Here is a 22,986-nt window from a genome sequence, read left to right on the forward strand (position 1 = left end):
CTTCTTGTTTTGTTACTTATTATTCACTTTGCCCATGAAAAAAACTCCTTACATTAGCGGTAAGGAGCTTGCTTTTTAAAACCCTCTGGTTTGATCACTGTTAGATTCCTTTTTAGCCTCACCGGACTAAATTAAAGGTGTAGCATATTTAATTGTAGCAGTTATTCCAGCAAAAAAGCCCCTTACTGTGACACACAGCAAGCGGCTCTACTTACACCATGACTTACCTTGCCAGCCTCACAGGACTAACTTAAAGGTATTTTCTAAAATTGTAGTCTATATACTTGTCCCAGTCAAGTAGTATTGAAAAATATTTTTATATCGAAATTGCTTCCTTTATATATTTTTTTAATAACACAAACGAACTAACGGGCACCTTTTGACAATTGCTATGAAGTTTTTGGCTTAATTACTAATAACATCCACTACTATTAGGCTGCTAAATTCCTGGCTCATTAGCAACCACATCGGTTGCTTTTTTTATCTTTTAAAAATTTCAATAACCTTATTAGTAACTTCTTTAATTTTTTCATTATTTAAATGTCCAATTTTATATAATACAATATCTTCATCAGCAGTAAATATTTTGTTAGGTCTTATATTGCTAGTCTGTCTCAGCGACCCCTCAGTGAAATCATTATCGACAATTTTAATTGCATACGAATCGTAATTTTTTTGACTTGTTATTTGAGATAAGATTAAGTCATTACCTTCTTCTATATTGGCTACGACCAATGCAGGTCTTTTTTTAGATTGAGATAAATCCGAAAAGGGAAAAGGTACAACCAAAACATCTCCCTTTATAAATCTTTCCATGCCTCTTCCTCCTCTGGTTTAAGCCAATCTTTCGCCAAACTTTTTTCACTTGCTAATGTTATGTTATTTACTTTACTTTTCTTTCCTTTATATTCTATAAAATCTATAAAGTCTGCTACTTCCTTTAAAAGATTGGAAGGTAAGTTTTCAATTTTTTTGACTAAAGTTTCTTTGTTAATCATTTGAACCACCTCTTTATTATTATACACTAATAAACAAATGGTTTACACCGTTATCTATAATACTTTTATGTCGCATTTACCATCTAATGCGTTGTAACTCTCTTCGCTTTCCCAAGCCGCTGGTATCATAGCCCATAAAAGAGTTCAGGATGTAAATAATAAAAATATATTACTCTGACCACCTAAACGAATGGCTAAATGATTTGACACTTTTATTTGATTAGCTCAAAGTCGATATTTCTTTCTTCAACATTAACCTTGGCCACCAAAACTTTTACTGAATCGCCTATCCTGAAGGTTTCCCCTGTATGCTTGCCGATTAGTACCAGATGCTTATCATCAAAGTAATAGTAATCATCTGTAAGGGTAGATACATGAACCAGACCCTCAACTGAATTGTCCAGCTCCACAAAAAAGCCAAAGTTGGTGACACTGCTAATAATTCCTGTGAATTCTTCACCAAGATGCCTTAGCATAAATTCAACCTTTTTAAGATCTACTGATTCTCTCTCTGCCTCTTCAGCAACCCGTTCTCTCATAGACGACTGGGCAGCTGCCTTGTGAATAAATTTGGCCAGCTTTTTGGTACGTTTTTCATCAAGTGGTCCTTCTAACAGGGTTTCTCGAATTATTCTATGGATAACAAGGTCAGGATATCTGCGTATTGGAGATGTAAAGTGAGAATAAAACTCCGAAGCCAGCCCAAAATGTCCAAGGGGCTCATCAGAATAAGAGGCATGCTTCATTGAACGTAATATAACAGTGTTTACAGCCTTTTCCTCTGGTCTGCCCTTTACTTTTTCTACAATTTCCTGAAAACTCTTGGGAGACATTTTGTCCAGCCCGGTCCTGATGTGATAACCAAAGGCATGAAGGAACTCGTTTAGTGTCAACATTTTCTCTTCAGTAGGCTCTTCATGTACTCTATATAGAAAAGGCACCTCCAACCAGTACATATGCTGGGCAACAGTTTCATTTGCCACAATCATGAACTCCTCAATTATTTTTTCAGATATGCCCCTCTCCAGCTTGATTATCTTGTCTGCTTTTCCATCCCTGTCCAGGATAACCTTGCTCTCAGGAAAGTCAAAATCAATACTTCCTCTTTTTGTTCTTTTTTCTTTTAGTATCTCAGACAGCTTCTTCATTGCCAAAAAGGTATCCACAAATTCCTGATACTGTGCTGCTGCCTCCCTGTCTCCATCCAGGATTTCATTAACCTTATCATAAGTCATTCTATGATTAATATTGATTATTGACGGTTTAATGTCATAGCTCTTTACATGGCCATTTTTATTTATTTCCATGAAAACTGTCATGGAAAGCCTGTCCACCCTGGGATTTAGGGAACAAATATTATTACTCAGCTCAGGGGGCAGCATGGGAATTACCCTGTCCACCAGATATACACTGGTGCCCCTTTCTAAAGCCTCCTTATCCAGGGCACTTCCTTCCTTAACATAAAACCCAACATCTGCAATATGTACACCAAGATAGTAGCTGCCGTTATCTAGTATTTCCAGGGACACAGCATCATCCAGGTCCTTGGCATCTGCTCCATCCATGGTTATCATGGGATAGTCCCTTAAGTCTAGTCTATTTGGTGCCTCCTCTGAAATGGGAAGCTGGGAAACCCTTTGAGCTTCTGCAATTACCTCCTGCGGAAATTCCTCTGGGAGCTTGTGCTTTCTGACAATGCACAGAATATCAATTCCCGGCTCATTCTTTTTGCCAAGTATTTCTATTATTTCACCCTCTGGATTCCTTCGTGCTTCCGGCCAACGGGTAATCCTTACAACTACCTTGTCCCTATCCCTGGCATCTTTCATTTTTTCAAAGGGAATGAAAATGTCCTGTCCAATCCTCTTATCATCAGGAACTACAAAGGCAAAATTAGGGCTTTTCTCTACAGTTCCCACGCATAACTCATTTTCTCTTGTTAAAATTCTTATTACCTCTCCCTCTGGCTTGCCCTTCATATCCATATGGGATATAAGTCTCACTATCACCCTGTCATTATGCATTGCACCATTTAAATCCTTGGCGGAAATAAAGATATCTCCGCCCTTATGAAAATCTGGTGACCTTTCTGGTACCAGAAAACCAAAACCCTTGGCATGTCCATCAATTCTGCCTACAAACAAGCCCATTTTTTCAGTTATGCCGTACCTGTTTTTTCTGGTTAATATTATTTCCCCTTCTCGTTCAAGCTCATTAAGAAGTTTTAGGAATTCACCAACATTTTCAATATTTAGTGTGGAGACCAGATCTTCCGCGGTAAGGGGTTTATAGGTACTCACACGCATGTAATTTAGTATTTCTTCTCTATTCAAAAATTTTTCCTCCTGTTTAATTTATTACTCCCAATTTATAACCTCGTTTAAATACTTTTATTATCCCCATGTTTGACAAATTCTAGTATGTCTAGAATGGATTTTAGATGCCTAGATCCTTTGAAATGGACTGCATGGCCTCTAAGCCAATGCCCATAAACTCCTCTAGAGATAGTCCAAGCTCTGAACAAGACTTGATCTGCTCCCTGTTGGCACCTCTAGCAAAGGATTTCTCCCCAAACCTATTTACTAAAAAGGATACATCTATTGCTGATAATTTTTTCTCAGGCTTAATTAAGGCTCCTGCAACTATTAAACCTGTTAAAGGATCTGTGGCATATAAAGCTTTATCCATAAGGCTGATTCTGGGCAGACCATGCTCTTCATTATGTACCTTGACTGAGTATACTATATCCTCTGACAGGCCCATTTCTTCCAGCATGTCCGCACCTAGCAGACTATGTCTTTTAGGGTCATCTGCAGTTTGCTCATAATCAATATCATGGAGTAATCCTGTCAAGGCCCACTTCTCCTCATCCTCGCCAAAATGCCTGGCAAGATATTTCATCACCACTTCTGTGGCAAGACAGTGCTTTTGTAAATTTTTATTAGTAACATGCCTTTTCATTATCTTAACAGCTTCTTCTCTTTGCAAGGGTAATCACTCCTTTTAAAAAATATCTTTATTTTACAATCCAATTTTTATCTTTTTAATTTTTGTTAGTTATGTCAAGAGGTCATACTTGTCTGATATTTTGTATAAACCAGTGGATTTGAGTAAACATCTCTTCTCTTTCAGGACCCATGGTGACAATATGGCCTGAGTTCGCCAGCCATTTTAATATTTTTAGCGGGGAGCCCAACTTATCATGCACATATTGGGCGCCACTAGGCAGGCATACCCTGTCATCCTTTGATTGAACTATTAAAACTGGCTTTCTTATACCAGAAAGTGCCCACTTGACCCTTCTTCTTAGCTTTAATAGCTCATGAACACCATGCATGACCTGTTCATTATAGGTCACCCTGTGATTGCCATGAATTAAACTTGCATTACCTTCTTTTTTAACACTTTTCCTAAAATACTTAAGTATTGGAGCAGTATATGCAAGTCTGTTACCAAGATGTATGGGCGGTGCCATGGCTACAACACCTGAAACAGGCAGTCTATTTGCTGCACCGTACAATGCAAGAAGCCCCCCCATGGATAACCCAATAAGATAGGTTTTTGTACAATTTCTTTTAATAAAGGTGAGAGCCCTTTCAACCTCCCCATACCAGTCCTGCCAGCCATATTTCATTAAATCCTCAGGCTTTGTTCCATGGCCTGGCAGCAGGGGGGCCATAACCGAGTAGCCTCTGTTATTCAAATATTCTCCCAGGAGCCTCATCTCTGACGGACTGCTGGAAAGGCCGTGTATCAAAACACAACCGATATGATTTCCTTCCATAAAGAAGGGTTCTGCTCCCTTGATTATCATTTTACGTATACCCCCATATAAAACATACCTTGCCCAGTTGCCTATCCTGGTCCTTAATGTCCTTTGATAATAGTAAAAAGAGTATTGCAGCATGGCGTGCAATACTCCCTTTTTACCTTTGATGCATTATCTATTACATGAATAGTGGAGCAAAAACCAAGGACACAATTGTCATAAGCTTGATCAAGATGTTGATAGATGGTCCAGAAGTATCCTTGAATGGGTCACCTACTGTGTCACCGTTTACAGCGGCAGCATGTGCTGGGGATCCTTTTCCTCCATATTCTCCTGTTTCAATGAATTTCTTGGCATTATCCCATGCTCCGCCGGCATTGGCCATCATGATAGCCAGCAAGAAACCAGAAACTAAAGCACCTGCCAGCATTCCACCCAGTGCTTCCTTACCAAGACCTGGGAAAAGGCCAACAACTATTGGGGCAGAAACTGCTAGTATACCAGGAATAATCATTTCTCTTAATGCAGCCTTTGTACTAATACTAACACAATTAGCATAGTCTGGTTTGCCTGTACCTTCCATGACACCTGGAATTTCTCTAAACTGTCTGCGAACCTCCTCAATCATATCAAAGGCAGCTCGTCCTACTGCCTGCATTGTAAGGGCAGAGAACAGGAAGGGCAGCATACCACCAATGAACAAACCGGCAATAACGTTTGGAGTTGTGAGGTCAATTGCAGCTATTCCTGCTGCCTGGGTATAGGCTGAGAACAAAGCTAATGCTGTTAAAGCAGCTGAACCAATGGCAAAGCCTTTACCAATAGCAGCTGTTGTATTTCCAACAGAGTCTAATGAATCTGTAATTTTTCTAACACTTGGATCAAGGTGAGCCATCTCAGCAATACCACCTGCATTATCTGCAATTGGACCATAAGCATCTACGGCCACAGTCATGCCAGTAGTTGAAAGCATACCTACTGCTGCTAAAGCGATTCCATATAGTCCTGCAAAATGGTAGGCTGTTAAAATAGCTACTACAATTACAAATATGGGCATCATTGTGCTCATCATACCTGTACTAACGCCTTGAATTATGTTTGTTGCAGTACCAGTTTGTGAAGCCTTGGCAATCTCTTTTGTTGGATTGTAATCAGCAGAAGTATAGTACTCTGTAAGCTTACCAATGGCTCCACCTGCCAGTAGACCTGCTACAGTGGCAATGAATACTCCCATGCTTAAATCAGCAGGCAGTAAGCCCCTTGTAAGGAAAAAGATTGCGATTACTGATAAAATGTAAGCAACCATCGAGCCTGTATTTAAAGCCTTTTGAGCGTTAGATCCTTCATTTGTTCTTACAAAGAAGGTTCCAATTATAGAAGCAACAATACCTGCACCTGCAACCATTAAGGGAAGTATGGTGCCTCCTGGTATTCCCAAGGCTGCAGCTAAAGCAATTGATGCAATAATTGAACCTACATAGGATTCAAACAGGTCAGCACCCATACCAGCAACGTCACCAACATTGTCACCAACATTGTCAGCTATAACAGCTGGGTTTCTTGGATCATCCTCTGGAATCCCAGCTTCTACCTTACCCACAAGGTCAGCACCAACATCGGCAGCTTTTGTATAGATACCGCCACCAACCCTGGCAAATAATGCAATGGAGCTGGCTCCTAAAGCAAATCCATTAACAATTTGTGGATTATCAAAGATAATATTTACAATTCCTAATCCTAATAAGCCTAATCCAACAACAGCCATACCCATTACAGCTCCACCGGAGAAAGCAACTCCTAGAGCCTGATTTGCACTTGTTCGTGCAGCATTGGCTGTTCTTACGTTGGCTTTTGTAGCAACACTCATGCCAATATATCCGGCAACACCGGAACACAAAGCTCCAATAATGAAGGCCAATGCAGTTGCCGGCTGCAAACTATCTGCACCTGGTGTCATATATCCAGCTACAACAATTAGTACTGCCAGGATAATTACAAACACTATCAATGTAGTGTACTGTCTTTTCAAAAAGGCCATGGCACCTTCTTGAATTGCTGCGGCAATTTCTTTCATGGTATCTGTACCAGGATCAGCATTGTTGATTCTATTAATAAGTACATATGCAAAGACTAACGCTAATACCCCGGCAATGGGGGCTAAATATTCTAATGGAAACAAATCTTATTCCTCCCTTAACGCAACAGTATTTTATTTTATTTTTATTTTTTTATAGTTAGCTTAATAAATTTAAATAATTAAACAATGGATATTAATAAGGTTACTATTAAAAAAGCTGCAGCAAGACCTGTTGCTATCTTCCCAAGCAATTCATCCAAACCCTTTTTTTTACCAAAAAAGGTTTCAGCACCACCTGCAATGGCACCGGAAATCCCGGCACTTTTTCCTGATTGCAATAATACAGAGGCTATGAGTCCCAGAGAAACTACTAATTGGATTATTATTAAGAATGTCTTCATCTAAACGGTCACCTCCTCATCATATTTCCTTTTAACAAACAAATATATTTTAGCATAACCCTTGGTAAATTACAACAAATAAGCACTTGTGCCCTTTATGGGTATTTTTGTTTATTTCTTTATTTTCTATACTATTATTAACTCAATAGTATTTAGTTAAACTTGGTTGTTTAAGTTAAGCCCTACCAGGGTAAAAAATAAGCAAGGGGCTTAAACTAGCTTTCATAATACCCCTTGCCTAATTATTGCTTTTATTTTTTAAGATTATAAAATACCTTCATCCCCTGGTATTGTGCCAGGTAATCCAGCTCCCCCTCAATTCTAAGAAGCTGGTTGTACTTGGCAACCCTGTCTGTCCTTGAGGGGGCTCCTGTTTTAATCTGTCCTGCATTTGTGGCCACTGCTATGTCAGCTATGGTGCTGTCTTCTGTTTCTCCTGATCGGTGGGAGATGATGCAGGTGTAGCCTGCTCTTTTTGCCATCTCTATTGTGTCCAGGGTTTCTGTTAGGGTGCCTATTTGGTTTACTTTGATTAGGATGGAGTTGGCTGTCTGGGTTTCTATGCCCTGGGATAGCTTCTTGACGTTTGTTACAAAGAGGTCATCGCCTACTATCTGGATCTTATTTCCCAGCCTGTCTGTCATGAGCTTCCAGCCGTCCCAGTCGTCTTCTGATAGGCCGTCTTCTATGGATAGGATGGGGTATTTGTTGACCAGGTTTTCGTAGTAGTCAACCAGCTCTGCTGATGTTAGGACCTTGCCTTCTCCTTCCAGGTTGTATTTGCCGTCTTTATAGAGTTCTGTTGCTGCAACGTCTAGGGCCAGGTATACTTCTTCTCCTGCTTTGTAGCCTGCTTTTTCTATGGCTTCCATGATTACTTTTAGGGCTTCTTCATTTGATGCTAAATCTGGGGCAAAGCCGCCTTCGTCTCCTACTGCTGTGTTCAGGCCTTTGCCTTTTAGTACTTTTTTGAGGCTGTGGAAGATTTCTGTTCCCATTCTTAAGGCATGGGAGAAGGATTCTGCTCCTACTGGCATGACCATGAATTCTTGGATGTCTACGTTATTGTCTGCGTGTTTTCCGCCGTTTAGGATGTTCATCAGGGGTATGGGTAATTGCTTGGCGTTTACTCCTCCTATGTATTGGTACAGGGGCAGGTCTAGTTCTTCTGCTGCGGCTTTTGCTGCTGCTAGTGATACTCCTAGGATTGCGTTTGCTCCCAGCTTGACTTTGTTTTCTGTGCCGTCTAGTTCTAGTAATACCTTGTCTATGCCTATTTGGTCCATTACGTTCATGCCGATTATTTCTGGGGCTATTATTTCGTTGACGTTTTCTACTGCTTTTAGTACTCCTTTGCCCATGTATCTGTCTTTGTCTTCGTCTCTTAGTTCTGCTGCTTCATAGGCTCCTGTGGATGCTCCTGAGGGTACTGCTGCTCTTGCCATGATGCCGCTTTCCAGGTATATTTCTACTTCTACTGTGGGGTTGCCCCTGGAGTCTAGTATTTCTCTTGCGTATAGGTCTGTGATTATTGTCATTTTGTTTTCCTCCTTTTATTTAATACCAACCACAGGGACGGTTCTGCTGGCTGGTTTTTCAGTTTTGCAAGATGACTAAATAAGACTTTCTTTGCTTGGACCAAGTTATGTCAATGTTTTGGTAGGTGTTAATCTATTAGGCTTTGGCCTGTCATTTCTTTTGGTTTTTCTATTTCCAGCAGTTCCAGCATGGTTGGGGCCAGGTCTCTTAGACTGCCTCCATCTCTTAATGTCTTTTCTTCTCTAAGTCCAAGGATAATTACTGGTACTGGACTGGATGTGTGGGCTGTATGGGGTGTGCCTTTTTCTTCTTCAACCATCTCTTCTGCATTGCCATGGTCAGAGGTTATGATTATTACTCCCTGCTTTTCCAGTACTGCGTCTGCTACTTTTTTAATGCATTCGTCTACTACTTCTACTGCTTTTACTGCTGCTTCAAAATTTCCCGTATGGCCTACCATGTCTGGGTTGGCATAGTTGATGATTATTACGTCATAGATGTCCTTGTTAATTTCATTTATTACCGTTTTTGTAAGCTCTTGGGCGCTCATTTCTGGCTGCAGGTCATAGGTGGCTACTTTTGAGGATGGTATTAGTATTCTTTCCTCACCTGGGTTTGGTTCTTCCTCACCTCCGTTGAAGAAGAAGGTTACGTGGGCATATTTTTCTGTTTCTGCTATTCTAAGCTGCTTCATTTTGTTTTTTGCAAGGACTTCCCCCAGGGTATTTACAAACCTTTCTGGCGGAAATGCTACAGGGGCTTCTATGGTTGCGTCATATTCTGTCATGCAGAGATATTTTAGGTTAAGCCAACCTGTTGGTCTTTCAAAGGCATCAAAATCCTTGTCTACAAAGGCCCTTGTTATTTCTCTAGCCCTGTCTCCTCTAAAGTTGAAAAAGATTAATGTATCTCCTTCTTTGATTGTTGCTGCTGGGTTGTTGCCTTTAATGATGACTGTTGGTTGTACAAATTCGTCTGTTATACCCTGGGCATAGGAGTTTTCTACTGCTTCTTTTGCAGATGATGCCCTTTGGCCTTCTCCCATGGCCATGGCTCTATATGCCTTTTCTACCCTATCCCATCTTTTGTCTCTATCCATGGCATAGTAGCGGCCTGATATTGTGGCTATTTGACCTATGCCTATTTCTTTTAGCTTTTCCTCAAGACTGTTTATGTATTTTAGGGCGCTTTTTGGTGGTACGTCTCTTCCGTCTAAAAAGCAGTGTACATAAAGGTTTTCTACTTCCATTTTTTTGGCCATTTCTATTAGGGCAAAGACATGCTCTATATGGCTGTGGACTCCTCCGTCTGATAAAAGCCCCATTAAGTGCAGCGATTTTCCAGATTCCTTGCAGCAGTTCTTATAAGCTTTTATGAGCTCTGGGTTTTCAAAAAAGTCTCCGTCTTTTATTGCTTTGCTGATTCTGGTTAAATCCTGATAGACTATTCTTCCTGCTCCAATATTTAGATGGCCTACTTCACTGTTGCCCATCTGGCCTGCAGGCAGTCCAACTGCTTCTCCTGAAGTCTCCAGAATGGTGTTTGGGTAATTAGCAAGGTAATTGTCCATATTTTTAGTTTCCGCACTTAAAATAGCATTGCCCTGCTTTTTTTCAGAGATGCCCCATCCATCTAATATTGTTAATACTACTGGTTTGTATTTTGCCATAGTTCACCGTTCCAATCTTGTAACTCCAGAATTCAGAATACAGGATTCAGGAGCCAGAATAGGAACCTTAGATCTCTTTACGTTTTATTCTGACTTCTGTCTTCTGACTTCTGTTTCCTAGTAGTTAATGAGTTTTAAAAAGCTATCTACTTCCAAACTAGCGCCCCCGACCAGGGCTCCATCAATATCACTCTGTTCCATAAAGCCCTTGATGTTTTCAGGCTTAACACTTCCTCCATATTGTATCCTGACTCTACCTGCACTTTCCCTACCAAAGTCATTGGCAATTATCTCTCTGATTTTAGTTATGACTTCCTGGGCGTCGTCTGCAGAAGAGGTTTTTCCAGTACCAATAGCCCAAACAGGTTCATAAGCTAGTATCAGCTCTGCCACCTGAGTGCTGGTTAAACCCTCCAGAGCAGCCTTGGTTTGCTTTTCCACTACATTAAAGGTATCTCCCTTTTCTCTTTCTTCAAGGATTTCACCTACACATACGATGGGAATTATTTCATTATCTAAAGCGGCCCTTACCTTTTTGTTAACTGTATGATCTGTTTCTGCAAAATACTGTCTTCTTTCTGAATGGCCTATAATACAATGGGTAACTCCCAGATCCCTTAGCATGGCTGGTGAAATCTCACCTGTATAAGCACCCTTATTTTCCCAGTGCATATTTTGAGCAGCTATTTTTATCTGGCTCCCCTGGGCAGCTTTAACAGCTGCTTCCAAAGAGGTAAAGGCAGGAGCAACAATTACATCAGCTTCTTCTACACCCTTTAGGTTAGCAGCCAATTTTTCTATGAATTCTTGGGCTTCATGTGATGTTTTATGCATTTTCCAGTTGCCAGCTATAACGGGTCTTCTCATTGCTATACAACTCCTATCTTTAAATCTACTCACCTTAAAGTTAAATTTACAAGACAGAGGAACCGTGAGACTGTGTTACTTATCCTTAAGGGCGGCCACTCCAGGCAGCACCTTTCCTTCTAAAAATTCTAATGAAGCTCCTCCACCTGTAGAAATATGATAAATAGAGTGGGCAACGCCAACCTTTTCCACAGCTGCTACTGAGTCTCCACCACCTATGATGGTTTTACCTTCACATTCTGCCATGGCTTTTGCAACCACCTCTGTTCCCCTTGCAAATTTATCTATTTCAAATACTCCCATTGGTCCATTCCAGAGTACAAGGGCTGAGTTTCTTATGATCTGGGCAAAGGCTTCTGCTGATGCCGGACCTATGTCAAGTGCTTTATAGCCTTCTGGCACATCCCCCCGTATTACCTGGGTTTGGGCTTCTTCGTTCATTTCTTGTGCTATGACCATGTCTACTGGCAACAGGAGGTTAACCCCAAGGGTATTAGCTTTTTCTTCTATTGCCTTTGCCAGCTCCAGCTTGTCTTCTTCTACTAAGGAATCAGCCATATTAACTCCTCTTGACTTCAGGAAGGTGTTGGCCATGCCCCCTCCTATTATGAGGTTATCTACTTTGTTTACAAGGTTTTCTAAGACTGCTATTTTGTCTGATACTTTTGCTCCTCCTATTATTGCTGTGAAGGGCCGGGCCGGGGTTTCTAATGCTTCTGTTAAAACTGACAATTCTTTTTCAAGGAGTAGTCCGGCTACTGCCGGTATGTATTCTGCTACTCCTACTGTGGAGGAGTGGGCCCTGTGGGCTGCTCCAAAGGCATCATTGACAAATACTTCTCCAAGGGCTGCTAATTCTTTTGATAGCTCCTTATCATTTTTCGTTTCTCCTGGGTAAAAGCGTGTGTTTTCCAACAGAAGTATTTCTCCACTTTTTAATTCTTTTGCCATTTGCTTTGTTTCCTGTGATGTGCAATCCTTAGCTTGTTTTACTTCTTTATGTAATAGTTCAGATAGCCTTTTTGCTACTGGTTCCATGCTGTATTTTGCTTCATATTTTCCTTCTGGTCTTCCCAGGTGGGACATTAGTATGATTCTACAGCCCTGGTCCATGAGGTATTGTATTGTGGACAGGGCTGCTCTGATTCTTGTGTCATCTGTGACGTTTCTTTGGGAATCTAATGGCACGTTAAAGTCAACTCTTACTAGTACGCTTTTTTCTTTTAGGTCAATGTCTTTTATAGTTGCCTTGTTCATTAATATTTTACCTCCTAGTGATAATTGGGTTTTGCAACTATCCAGGTACGAAAACTTACTGTTTAGGTACAGGGTCATATGGTCTTTGGTAAATGGAAACACCGTCTTGTTCTTTAAAATACCAGCCAGCGGAACCGTCCCCCCGGTTGTTATTTCATCATGTATTTGGCCAGGTCTACTACTCTGCAGGAGTATCCCCATTCATTGTCGTACCAGGCAAGGACTTTAACCTGGGTGGATTCCATGACCATTGTGGATAGGCCGTCTATTATGGAGGATAGTTGGCTGCCGTTATAGTCTTTTGATACTAAGGGCAGCATGTTGAAGTCTAATATGCCCTTCATTGGTCCCTTTGCTGCTTCTTCTAAGGCTTTGTTTACTTCTTCTACGTTTGTTGGCTTTTCTACTTCTACTACCAGGTCTACTACTGATACGTTTGCTGTTGGTACCCTCATGGCAAAGCCGTTTAGTTTTCCTTTTAGTTCTGGTAGTACTAAACCTACTGCCTTGGCTGCTCCTGTTGTGGTTGGTATTATGGATAATCCGCAGGCTCTTGCTCTTCTTAGGTCTTTATGGGCCTGGTCCAGGTTTCTCTGGTCATTGGTGTAGGCATGTACTGTTGTCATTACTCCGTATTTTATTTTGAAGTTATCATGCAGCACCTTGGCTACCGGAGCCAAACAGTTTGTTGTGCAGGATGCGTTGGATACTATTTTATGGTTGTCAGGGTCATAGATTCCTTCGTTTACTCCCATTACTATGGTTGCGTCTTCGTTTTTAGCCGGTGCTGAGATGATAACCTTTTTTGCTCCGCCGTCCAGGTGGGCCTTGGCTTTTTTGGCATCTGTGAATACTCCTGTGGATTCTACCACCACGTCTACTCCTAATTCTCCCCAGGGGATTTGTGCGGGGTCTTTTTCTGCATAGACCTTAACTGGCTTGCCGTTTACTAGAAATGAGCCTTCTCCTACTTCTACTTCTGCATCCCATACTCCATGTACTGAATCGTACTTAAGCAGATGGGCATTGGTTTCTGCGTCTGTTAGGTCATTTACTGCTACTACTTCTACCATGGGATCTTTTTCTGCTATTCTGTGTACAAGTCTACCTATTCTTCCAAATCCATTAATACCGATTTTAATTGTCATTATTTTACCCCCTATAATTTATATAATTTATTATTCTCATTTTATTCTAATCTATTAAACTAAAAGAAAGGGATTAAGTGAAGCAGCAACCACACTGTATTAATACTATAATACAATACAACAATTTTCCAGGAAAATCCTCTCTTAAATATGGAAAAAATAAAAAATAAGACGAAATGGAAGATTACCATCCAAATAATACAATATTGCAAATATGCATTATTATAATAATTTTAAACCCATATGTAATAATTGTCAAAAGTATATTTAAAACTTTTCACACCTTGGCGAAAAAAATTTACAGAATTCCATTGAACTCTGTAAATTCTTTACCGTTTTATTAGCTATTGCTAACCTTGTGCTCTAAATATTTCCTGCAACTAAATCATTTATACGGTCAAGGCCCTTTTTCATGTACTCAATGGAGTTAGCATAGGAAAGTCGTATGTTTCCCGGAGAACCAAAGGGTGATCCAGGCACAACTGCCACATAAACCTTTTCCAAGAGCAGTTTAGCAAATACGTTATCATCCTCTATGGTAACTCCTCCTATTGTTTTTCCATATAGACCACTGATATCTGGAAATGCATAGAAAGCACCCTTGGGGATTTGACAGGTTATTCCAGGTATTTTGTTTAATTCATCTACTATGAATTTACGTCGTTTATCAAATTCCTTTCTCATTTCTTCCACTGCATCCTGGTTTCCAGCTATTGCTTCATAGCTGGCCTTTTGGGTCATTGAGGCTGGAGCAGATGTTGCATGACTTTGAAATGCATCCATGGCTTCAATAATTTCATTTCCTCCAGCAGCATAGCCAATCCTCCATCCTGTCATTGCATATGCTTTAGAGACCCCATTAATTGTAACGGTCAGTTTCTTAATGTCCTCACCAAAGGATGCTATACTTACATGCTTTTCATCATCGTAGATTAGCTTTTCGTAGATTTCATCTGAGATAACATAGATATTATTTTCTACACACACCTGGGCAATTTCTCTTAACTCAGCTTCTGTATAAACAGCACCTGTTGGGTTGCTGGGACTATTGATAATTACTATTTTTGACTTAGGGGTTACTGCAGCCTGAAGCTGCCGGGCGGTCATTTTATACCCGGTTTCACCTGTAGTTGTAATAGTAACTGGAATACCATCTGCCATTTTAACCAGCTCGGGATAGGTAACCCAGTAGGGAGCAGGAATGATTACCTCGTCACCCACATCACATAATGCCATAATTGCGTTAAATAGACTGTGCTTTGCTCCTGAGGAAACTATTACTTGATCTGGTGTATACTTAAGATTATTTTCCTTCTCCAGCTTTTCACAGATGGCATCTCTCAGCTCCTTGATGCCAAGGTTAGGTGTGTACCGGGTAAAGTTGTCCTCTATTGCCTTTATTCCTGCAGCTTTGATATTGTCAGGTGTATTAAAATCTGGTTCTCCAGCCCCAAACTCAATGACATCATGTCCCTGAGCTTTTAGATTCTTGGCTACCGCTACCAGCCCTAGTGTTGGTGAAGGTTCAATTTTTTTAACTCTTTGGGATAAAGACATAATAATCTTCCTTCCTTTTATAAGATATCCAATTATACAACAACCATGTACTGCGTATTTTTTGCTTTTTTGAGTCTAAATACTCAAAAACCCGGGGGTTGCCCGAGTTTAATGGTCAGTTCTTTTCACAAAGTTGGTTTCCTACAGTACAAGAAGTTTTACAAGCTGACTGACATGAAACCTGACATTCTCCACACCCACCACTTTCCTGGGTTTTTTGAAGCTGTGATTTTAAAATAGTTTTAATATGTTTTAGCTCTCTTGCCATTCTAACCCTCCTTTATTACCCCGTGCTGCATGATTTAATGTTTCCTTACCTCATAAAATGCTTGTTAATACAATACTTCTTACTTCTTGCCCAATTATAGCACTATTAATTACTAAGGTAAATATTATCAATTATAAGTATTCAGTATACAGCAAATATCTCCTCATATAAGCTAGTATCTTTTTCTCCTGCTTGTAGATGCCATGCCAAGCTCACACCTGTACTTGGCTACAGTTCTTCTGGAAATTTTTATTCCCTGTGCCTTCAGCATATTTGTTAACTGCTGGTCTGTATAGGGTTTAGCACTATTCTCATTAGACACGAATTCCTTCAGCATCTTTTTAATACTTTCAGAGGAAACACCACTCCCAGAATAGTTATCAACACCACTGGCAAAAAAGAATTTTAATGGGAAAACACCTTGAGGTGTCTGAATATATTTATTATTTGTTGCCCGACTAACTGTTGACTCATGGATCTCTAACTGTTCAGCTATCTGTTTTAAATTTAAAGGCTTTAAGTGCTTTACTCCCTTTTCAAGGAAGCTCTTTTGGAACTCTACTATACAGTTAACCACCCTATATAAGGTAAGTCTTCTTTGCTCAATGCTCTTTATTATCCACGCAGCCGAGTTTAATTTTCCTTCTATAAATTTCTTGGCATTAACATCAACTGTATCTGCTGATAGTAACCTTCTATAAACTGGATTGATCCCCAATCGTGGCGTATATACATCATTGACAATTACAATGTATTCACCTTCCACCTTTTCCACAACCACATCAGGAACAATATACGTGGTTTGCTCTGAGTCAGCGAACCAGCGACCAGGCTTGGGGTCAAGGGTTTTAATATAATCTACTAACTGCTGTACCTCTTCCGGTGTAATATCAAGGCTTTTAGCTATTTTCAACAGCCTTCCACCGGCTACATCTTCTAAATGATACTTTATTACCGAGGTTAACAAGGAGTTAAGCTCAAGTTCCTTTTCACTTATTTGCAGCAATAGGCACTCTACCAAATCTCTTGCAGCCACACCTGGAGGATCAAAGGACTGAACCAGTTTTAATACAGCCTCTACCTGGGACATGGGATAAGAATACATTTCCCCAATTTCTTTTAGTGAAATGCATAAGTATCCATTCCTGTCCAGGTTGCCAATAATAAATTGGGCAATTTCCTTCTCTCTTGCATTACAACAGGAGAGCTTCAATTGGTTTAATAAATATTCTTCCAGGGTTGGTGCCTTTGTCAAAAAATTATCATAATTTACCTCTTTAGCTTCCTCACGAGGTTGTTTCACATACCCAATATCCCGGTCTTGAAAGTATTCATGCCAGTCAACGTCAAATGCCTCATTGTCTTCTTTTTCTTCCTTTGCAGCAGCAACAGTTTCCTCTGTGCTATCTTCGGCAGTTTCTATTTCCAGGGCTGGATTCTCTAAAATTTGTTCCTGTACAAATTCTGCTAACTCAAGAGAGGAGAGCTGCAATACAGTTATAGCCTGTCGCAGTTCTGGAGTCATTATTAACTTTTGGGTTTGTTGTAAGTTAAGTTCAAAGCCCATTTGCATAAAACCCACTCCTTAAAAAGACATTTAGACTTGGGAATTTCTCAATTACATTGTCAATGTCTTATTTTATATATTCTAGGTAAATTACATATTTCCTTCTCATTTCCCTTGGTTATATTTATTCACCAACCTACGATTAATACTAGGTGAACAAGAAGATTCTTGTTGGTTATTATTGTATTAATTAGGATTTATGGGCAATTCAACAACAAATGTTGTTCCCTCATCTTTTTTACTTTCAATGGACACCTTACCCTTGTGGCGCTCAATAATTTTATAGCTGATGCTAAGACCAAGACCAGTTCCATCATGATTTGTTGTAAAAAAGGGATTAAAGATATCCTTAATTATGTCTTCTTCAATGCCAATACCATTATCTTTGAAATTCACTATTATAGCGTCTTTCTTTTGAGAAATTGACATTTCTATACGCTTAGAAGGAACCTCTGCCATGGCCTTTAACGAATTTAAGGTTAGATTTAAAAAAACCTGCTTGATTTGCTTATCGTCCCAGTTAACTGTGGGGTTTTGGCTGTCTACATGCTGCAGCACCAGTTTGGTTTTATTTAAAAGACAGTGAGCTTCAATTAGATGATATATTTCGTTAAAAACCTGTCTTAAGGGTTTTGGACTGAACACAGGCTCAGATGGTCTTGCAAAGGCCAGAAAATCACTTATAATTGAATTCGCTCTATCGCTTTCTTCCACTATTAACCTTAAGGTATCATCTATGTTTCCTGGATCGACTCTTCTCAGAAGCAGCTGGGCAACACCTTTAATTGTGGTTAGAGGATTTCTAATTTCATGAGCCACTCCGGCGGCTACTTCACCTAAAGCTGCCAGCTTATCAGCCTGCATGAACTGCCTATCCCTGTGTCTCAGCTCTGTCACATCATTAATTAGAAATGTTACACCCTGAATATTCTTTTGGATATCCTTAGTAATCCCTACAGATATGAGCACTTCCCTGGGGGTTTTTTCAACATTGCAGGTAAGTGTAATTTCATCATTTAGAACATTCTCAGGAAGCTTTAATGTTTTTTCAATGTAATCAGAAAAATTACAACAAAATGTATTTTTGTAGTGTCTTAAAAGTGCCTTGCTCTTATTAATAGCAAAGAATTCACATGCCTCATTATTTAAAAAGGTTACCCTGCCTGATGCATCAATTGTAATAAGGGGCATGTTAATAGACTCAGTTATAAAATCAACCTTTTGCTTTAATGTATGCAGGATGTTAGTTTGACTAAGATCTTTGATCATTATTAATTTGCCTAAATATTCTTCCTTATCATCATATATTAAAGAAATGTTAATTAAATTATAATCTTTAATGAAAATGCTCTCGTGATTTAGGCTGTCGCCGTCGGACCTGCAGTAAATATCAGTAAGATAGCTCTCTTTAACACAGTCTATGGTCTTTTCCAAAACATCATCTTTACTCATATCTAACAGCTTTTCAGCAGCAGCGTTAAAAATTCGGACTATACTCTCATTGTCTATATAGATGATTCCAGCATCATTGTTTTCTAGAATACATTTATCCCTATGGGCAATTTCAATTAAACTCCTTCTCATTTTCTCTTCTGTTTCCAATAAATTTCCTATTAACCAGATTATAAGGAGTGATATGGAAGAAAAAATTAGCAAGTCTTCTATATTATATGGAATTGCTCCCAGAAAAAGCTCTAAGATAAAAAATGCTAATATTACAATGGCAGTTATTATTAAACCAATTTTTTTCCCATGCTTTATAATTACTATAACCATGGGCACAAAAAAAAGAGTTCTAGTGACAAAGGAATTAATTAAATAAACCAAAAAAAGTACTGTTAAAATATATACAGTTACTATAAATATCTCAGTTAACAAAACTTTTTTACTGGCATCTGGCTTAATTCTACCCAAAAAAACCAGAGTAAGCAGCCCCAGGAAACTTAACACCATTAATGCATGAAAAGAATCCATACTCGCAAAGTCTGCAGATTTAAATTGCAGATACCAAATAATAACAATAAAATGAAATGCTATTTGAAACATTACAAGATATTGATTTATTTTTTCTTTTCTCTTGTATTCAAAACTTAAGATATTCATAGGATATCTTCCTAATAATTTTTATTTTTTCCTCTAAAGTATTGGATTGTAAATCCTGTTAAGAACAGTAGTAGCGTAGATGGGGCACCCATGACTATTCTTAATAATGTATTACCAGCAATTTCTTCTAACCTTATATCAAAAAGAAACATAATAAAGCTGAAGCTTATGAATTCAAATACTAGGAGAAGTACAGCAGCAATTAGAACAGCAGTCACTACCTTGATGATATCATATTTTGTAAAATATAATACAATTACCGACAGCATAAGAATAAGTAGAACTGTATGAATTCCAAAGGCTACTGGTAATAACCTAACAAAAAAAGCCGCAGCCGCAAGTAAAGCTCCCAATAATAAAACATTTTTCCAACTAAAATTTGCTTTTAAAACAGCTAATGTTACAAAAACTAGTGCAGCAGATTCAGGTATTCCATGAAAAATTACTAATAATAATGGCAACTCAATCAATTTCTTAACCTCCTAATTTCAAGTCAGCTATTATATTTCGACAATTTTTGCACTAATCCTGCACCTGTTAGTTCAAGTGTATTAATTAAAGTTTTAGTGCAGCTCAAATTGGAGGTTTTTCATTTCAGTAAAAAGAGGCGGTTTCCCACCCCTTAAGTTACTACTTCCTTAAGCTTTTTGGCATTTCAGGCTGATAATTCCACCCGAAGCATGCACCAGCAGCACTTACAAAAGCAAGCATTGTTAAAATGTATGCCGCTCCTGTTAAGGCTAAAAATCTAAGTTTTTTCATGCTTTTCATCTCCTTTCATAAAGAGTTTTAAAAAATCATCAAAATATCTGATGATTGTAAAGCCAAGTGGTGTAATTGTGAAGGTCTGCCATAGGAAACCACCTATTATATGAAGGACAATTTCCTCTTTAACCAAGAAATATATTAGTATAGTTAACAACCCAATTATTATACCTAACCTGTGGGCACCCTTTTTTAATTCTTTTTTGTGGGTTTCAGACAGGGGTTTTTCTTTTACCTCTGCAGGTGCGTATCTTACAATAAATATAATTGAAGTTATATATCCGCCTGCAATTAATATAAGAGAGGGTTTAAGAAGGCTTGTACTAATATAAGCCAGGACCATGAAAATAATGATAGTAGCTATTGTACACCTTCCCATTGAGCTGCAGTGAGCACCTCCGGTATAGACCCTGGTTGCCAATGCAGTTAACGAAATAATTAATGCCGGCACTAGAAGGTCAAATAGATAGCCAAACAAAACTATTCCAAACAAACCCAACAAGGTAGACACAAGGGTTTCCATACCATAAGCTATAACCTCTCTTCTTTCATCTGAAAGGTTAAGTTCATTTTGAATAAAGCAGCTGACCTTTTTTATATATCCTGACACTAGATTTACCTCGCTAGTTTTTACTCAATTATATATTTCTACAATTATCCAATTATTCCTGCAAAACAATCTCTAAACTTGTATATTTTTCCACCTTCCCAGTTTAAATCTCCAAAGTGCCAGCACGGCTATGACAATCCATTGAAAAACTGTGATCCACCATACAGCATCCAGTCCCAAATCATAAATACGCAGTGCAGCATAAAATAGGGGAATACGAATAAACCAGTTCCCTATTATGGATAAATAGAAGGGGAACCTGGTATCTCCTGCTCCGCGCAAAGCCCCGGCCATAATCATTTCAATTGCGATGGCAGTTTGGGCAAAGGCAGCAATCTTAACAACTGCTGACGCAAGGGGAATTATACTTTCATCTGTGGTAAAGATGCGAACTAGAGGCTCGCTGAAAAAGAAAAAAACACAGGCAGCAGCAGTCATGGTTGCCACGGCAAGATACATTGTTTTAAATGCCAGCCTATGGGCCCTGCCCGGATCCTTGGAACCAAGACTCTGACCCACAAGGGCAGCGGCAACAATAGCAAAGCCATATCCGGGCATGAAGGAAATGGATTCAATGGATATTCCTACTTGATGTGCAGCATAGGGTACTGAACCCAATCCAATAATTAAATATACACCTGTAATCTGGCTTCCTGCCCTGACTAGCTCTTCTCCACCGGCAGGCAATGTGAGCTTAATAATCCTTTTAAAATCTATCCACCGTATTGGAAATAGATGTTTTCTGGTGATCTTTATTGGTATTCTACCACTAGTCAATACAAACAAAATAATAATACAGGAGATAGTAAAGCTAACTAATGTACCAATTGCAGCACCCTTGACACCCAGGGCTGGAAATCCCAGCTTGCCAAATATTAAAACATAATTTAAGACGATATTTATGGTGTTGCCTATCATGGCAACCTTTAAAGGAATTTTTGTATATCCTGCACTGCGGCAGGCTGATTCTCCAATAAGCAGCACCAATAAAAAGACACTGGATAGAGATAAAATACGTAAATATTCTACTCCAAGGGTATGAACAACCTCATTGGGAGCAAAGATGTTAAATATAGCAGGAGCAAGGAACCAGGTAAATACCCCTATTATTACTCCCAAAAGTGCTGCCAGGGATAGGGCTTGTCCAGAGATTCTGCTTGCTTCTTGAAAGTTTTGGGCACCAATTGCCCGTGCAATTATTGCCCCTGCTCCAATTCCAACTGCTGCAAATAAAAAAATAGTAGTATAGATGAATTGACCCCCTAACCCTACTGCCGTTAGAGAATCAGCACCTAGTCTTCCTACCATTGCAATGTCAACAAGACCAACCATCATATGTAATATCATTTCAAATATCGCCGGAAGGGCAAGTTTCATTATGAATCTTACTTCATGCATCTTTAGTCCTCACTTTAAAGCTTTACTTTCTATGTTTTTTTCCGGAAACCTTATCGGCCATCTTTTGTAATCTCCTCATCCTGTGATTTACACCTGATTTGCTTATCACAGGGTTCATGAGCTCCCCAAGCTCCTTTAAGCTCAGGTCGGGATTTTCTAGTCTTAGTCGGGCAATCTTTTCAAGGCCGACAGGAAGCTTTTCAAGCCCAGGGTTTTTTTCTAAAAGTCTTATAGCCTCCACCTGCTTAATGGCAGCATCAACGGTTTTATTAAGATTAGCCGTTTCACAATTTACAATTCTATTTACCCTGTTTCTCACCTCTTTTTTTACCCGTACACCCTCAAAGGATAAAAGGGCAGCATGGGCTCCAATAATATTTAAGAAGTCCACTATTTGTTCACTTTCCTTTAAATATATCATATACTTATTCCGTTTCATAAGGCTTTTTGGATTAAGACCAAAGTTTCGCATTAACTCACATATTATTTTGTAATGGGTTGGATCCTTAACAACAATCTCCAGATGATATGTCTTTTGCTCAGGGTTGCTTACTGATCCGCTGCCTAAAAATACTCCCCGTAAATATGATCTGTGACAGCACCTTTTCTTGAAAATATCTGAATCCCACTTAATCTCATATCCCTTTGGTGTTAATTCTATGCCCAGGGTTTTAAAAGCTTTTTTTGTTCCTATCTGAGGCAGGAGCCTAACCACATAAAGAGTGCTCTTTTTCAATCTGGCTCTTCTTTTAACAGATACCTCATGTTGGAGATTAAACAGGTTCTTGGCCAGCCTATATGCCCTTCTGGCAATTGCCGGATTTTCCGTTTCCAATGTCAATGATAAGTGATAATCAGCATCAATATGAACGTTTCCAGACATCATAATCAAGCTTTTTAGCTCAGCAAGCTGGCAGCATTTTTCGCCATCATCTATACGTGCCATTTCATCTTTGACCTGTTTTGTAAAAGACATCCCTACTCCCCCTAGAC

21 protein-coding genes are annotated in these 22,986 nt (G+C 39.3%); all 21 read right to left on the minus strand.

Features of this window, described 5'->3' with window-relative positions; translation table 11 throughout:
- Positions 1-480 precede the first annotated feature (480 nt).
- Positions 481-816: a type II toxin-antitoxin system PemK/MazF family toxin gene (locus tag K364_RS0110600; protein ID WP_028308010.1), complete on the minus strand. Its 336-nt coding sequence runs from the start codon at positions 814-816 to the stop codon at positions 481-483.
- A complete protein-coding gene (locus K364_RS0110605; RefSeq protein ID WP_028308011.1) occupies positions 801-998 on the minus strand; it encodes a DUF2281 domain-containing protein in 198 nt (65 codons plus the stop codon). Before K364_RS0110605 ends, K364_RS0110600 begins: the two co-directional genes overlap by 16 nt.
- Positions 999-1,210: 212 nt before the next feature.
- Positions 1,211-3,331: a ribonuclease R gene (rnr, locus tag K364_RS0110610; protein WP_028308012.1), complete on the minus strand. Its 2,121-nt coding sequence runs from the start codon at positions 3,329-3,331 to the stop codon at positions 1,211-1,213.
- Between the two features lie 103 nt (positions 3,332-3,434).
- Positions 3,435-3,986, minus strand: a complete 552-nt coding sequence (locus K364_RS0110615; protein WP_028308013.1) for an HDIG domain-containing metalloprotein — start codon at positions 3,984-3,986, stop codon at positions 3,435-3,437.
- A gap of 82 nt (positions 3,987-4,068) precedes the next feature.
- Positions 4,069-4,905 (minus strand): alpha/beta hydrolase, encoded by an 837-nt coding sequence (locus K364_RS0110620; protein ID WP_051533960.1) that lies wholly within the window; start codon positions 4,903-4,905, stop codon positions 4,069-4,071.
- Positions 4,906-4,945: 40 nt separating this feature from the next.
- Complete coding sequence (locus K364_RS0110625; RefSeq protein WP_035268549.1) at positions 4,946-6,946, minus strand: sodium-translocating pyrophosphatase; 2,001 nt, start codon at positions 6,944-6,946, stop codon at positions 4,946-4,948.
- A 77-nt stretch (positions 6,947-7,023) separates the two neighbouring features.
- The gene (secG, locus tag K364_RS0110630; protein WP_028308016.1) at positions 7,024-7,245 is read right to left on the minus strand and encodes a preprotein translocase subunit SecG; all 222 of its coding nucleotides are present in this window, start codon (positions 7,243-7,245) and stop codon (positions 7,024-7,026) included.
- Between the two features lie 251 nt (positions 7,246-7,496).
- Positions 7,497-8,783: a phosphopyruvate hydratase gene (eno, locus tag K364_RS0110635; RefSeq protein WP_028308017.1), complete on the minus strand. Its 1,287-nt coding sequence runs from the start codon at positions 8,781-8,783 to the stop codon at positions 7,497-7,499.
- Between the two features lie 128 nt (positions 8,784-8,911).
- Positions 8,912-10,453 carry a 2,3-bisphosphoglycerate-independent phosphoglycerate mutase gene (gpmI, locus tag K364_RS0110640; protein WP_028308018.1) on the minus strand — a complete coding sequence of 514 codons (1,542 nt, stop codon included), beginning with the start codon at positions 10,451-10,453 and terminating at the stop codon, positions 8,912-8,914.
- Positions 10,454-10,570: 117 nt separating this feature from the next.
- Entirely contained in the window at positions 10,571-11,320 is a 750-nt protein-coding gene (gene tpiA, locus K364_RS0110645; RefSeq protein WP_028308019.1) for a triose-phosphate isomerase, read from the minus strand.
- A gap of 75 nt (positions 11,321-11,395) precedes the next feature.
- Positions 11,396-12,577, minus strand: a complete 1,182-nt coding sequence (locus tag K364_RS0110650; protein ID WP_028307076.1) for a phosphoglycerate kinase — start codon at positions 12,575-12,577, stop codon at positions 11,396-11,398.
- A 149-nt stretch (positions 12,578-12,726) separates the two neighbouring features.
- The gene (gap, locus tag K364_RS0110655; RefSeq protein WP_028307077.1) at positions 12,727-13,725 is read right to left on the minus strand and encodes a type I glyceraldehyde-3-phosphate dehydrogenase; all 999 of its coding nucleotides are present in this window, start codon (positions 13,723-13,725) and stop codon (positions 12,727-12,729) included.
- A 363-nt stretch (positions 13,726-14,088) separates the two neighbouring features.
- Complete coding sequence (locus tag K364_RS0110660; protein ID WP_028308020.1) at positions 14,089-15,282, minus strand: pyridoxal phosphate-dependent aminotransferase; 1,194 nt, start codon at positions 15,280-15,282, stop codon at positions 14,089-14,091.
- A 115-nt stretch (positions 15,283-15,397) separates the two neighbouring features.
- Entirely contained in the window at positions 15,398-15,550 is a 153-nt protein-coding gene (gene scfA / locus K364_RS26225; RefSeq protein WP_084295719.1) for a six-cysteine ranthipeptide SCIFF, read from the minus strand.
- A 172-nt stretch (positions 15,551-15,722) separates the two neighbouring features.
- On the minus strand, positions 15,723-17,123 hold the full coding sequence (rpoN, locus tag K364_RS0110670; protein WP_028308021.1) for an RNA polymerase factor sigma-54: 1,401 nt from the start codon (positions 17,121-17,123) through the stop codon (positions 15,723-15,725).
- 180 nt (positions 17,124-17,303) lie between these two features.
- Positions 17,304-19,220 (minus strand): ATP-binding protein, encoded by a 1,917-nt coding sequence (locus K364_RS25605; protein WP_051533961.1) that lies wholly within the window; start codon positions 19,218-19,220, stop codon positions 17,304-17,306.
- Between the two features lie 11 nt (positions 19,221-19,231).
- Positions 19,232-19,690, minus strand: coding sequence for a hypothetical protein (locus K364_RS0110680; protein ID WP_028308022.1), 459 nt, complete (start codon positions 19,688-19,690; stop codon positions 19,232-19,234).
- A 160-nt stretch (positions 19,691-19,850) separates the two neighbouring features.
- Positions 19,851-19,982 carry a cyclic lactone autoinducer peptide gene (locus K364_RS26230; RefSeq protein ID WP_156946444.1) on the minus strand — a complete coding sequence of 44 codons (132 nt, stop codon included), beginning with the start codon at positions 19,980-19,982 and terminating at the stop codon, positions 19,851-19,853.
- The gene (locus K364_RS0110690; RefSeq protein ID WP_028308023.1) at positions 19,969-20,595 is read right to left on the minus strand and encodes an accessory gene regulator ArgB-like protein; all 627 of its coding nucleotides are present in this window, start codon (positions 20,593-20,595) and stop codon (positions 19,969-19,971) included. The genes K364_RS26230 and K364_RS0110690 overlap by 14 nt, the downstream gene beginning before the upstream one ends.
- A gap of 72 nt (positions 20,596-20,667) precedes the next feature.
- Positions 20,668-21,993, minus strand: coding sequence for an MATE family efflux transporter (locus tag K364_RS0110695; protein WP_028308024.1), 1,326 nt, complete (start codon positions 21,991-21,993; stop codon positions 20,668-20,670).
- A gap of 22 nt (positions 21,994-22,015) precedes the next feature.
- A complete protein-coding gene (gene whiA, locus K364_RS0110700) occupies positions 22,016-22,969 on the minus strand; it encodes a DNA-binding protein WhiA (protein WP_028308025.1) in 954 nt (317 codons plus the stop codon).
- Positions 22,970-22,986 lie beyond the last annotated feature (17 nt).

This window comes from Desulfitibacter alkalitolerans DSM 16504 (assembly GCF_000620305.1).
Taxonomy (GTDB): domain Bacteria; phylum Bacillota; class DSM-16504; order Desulfitibacterales; family Desulfitibacteraceae; genus Desulfitibacter; species Desulfitibacter alkalitolerans.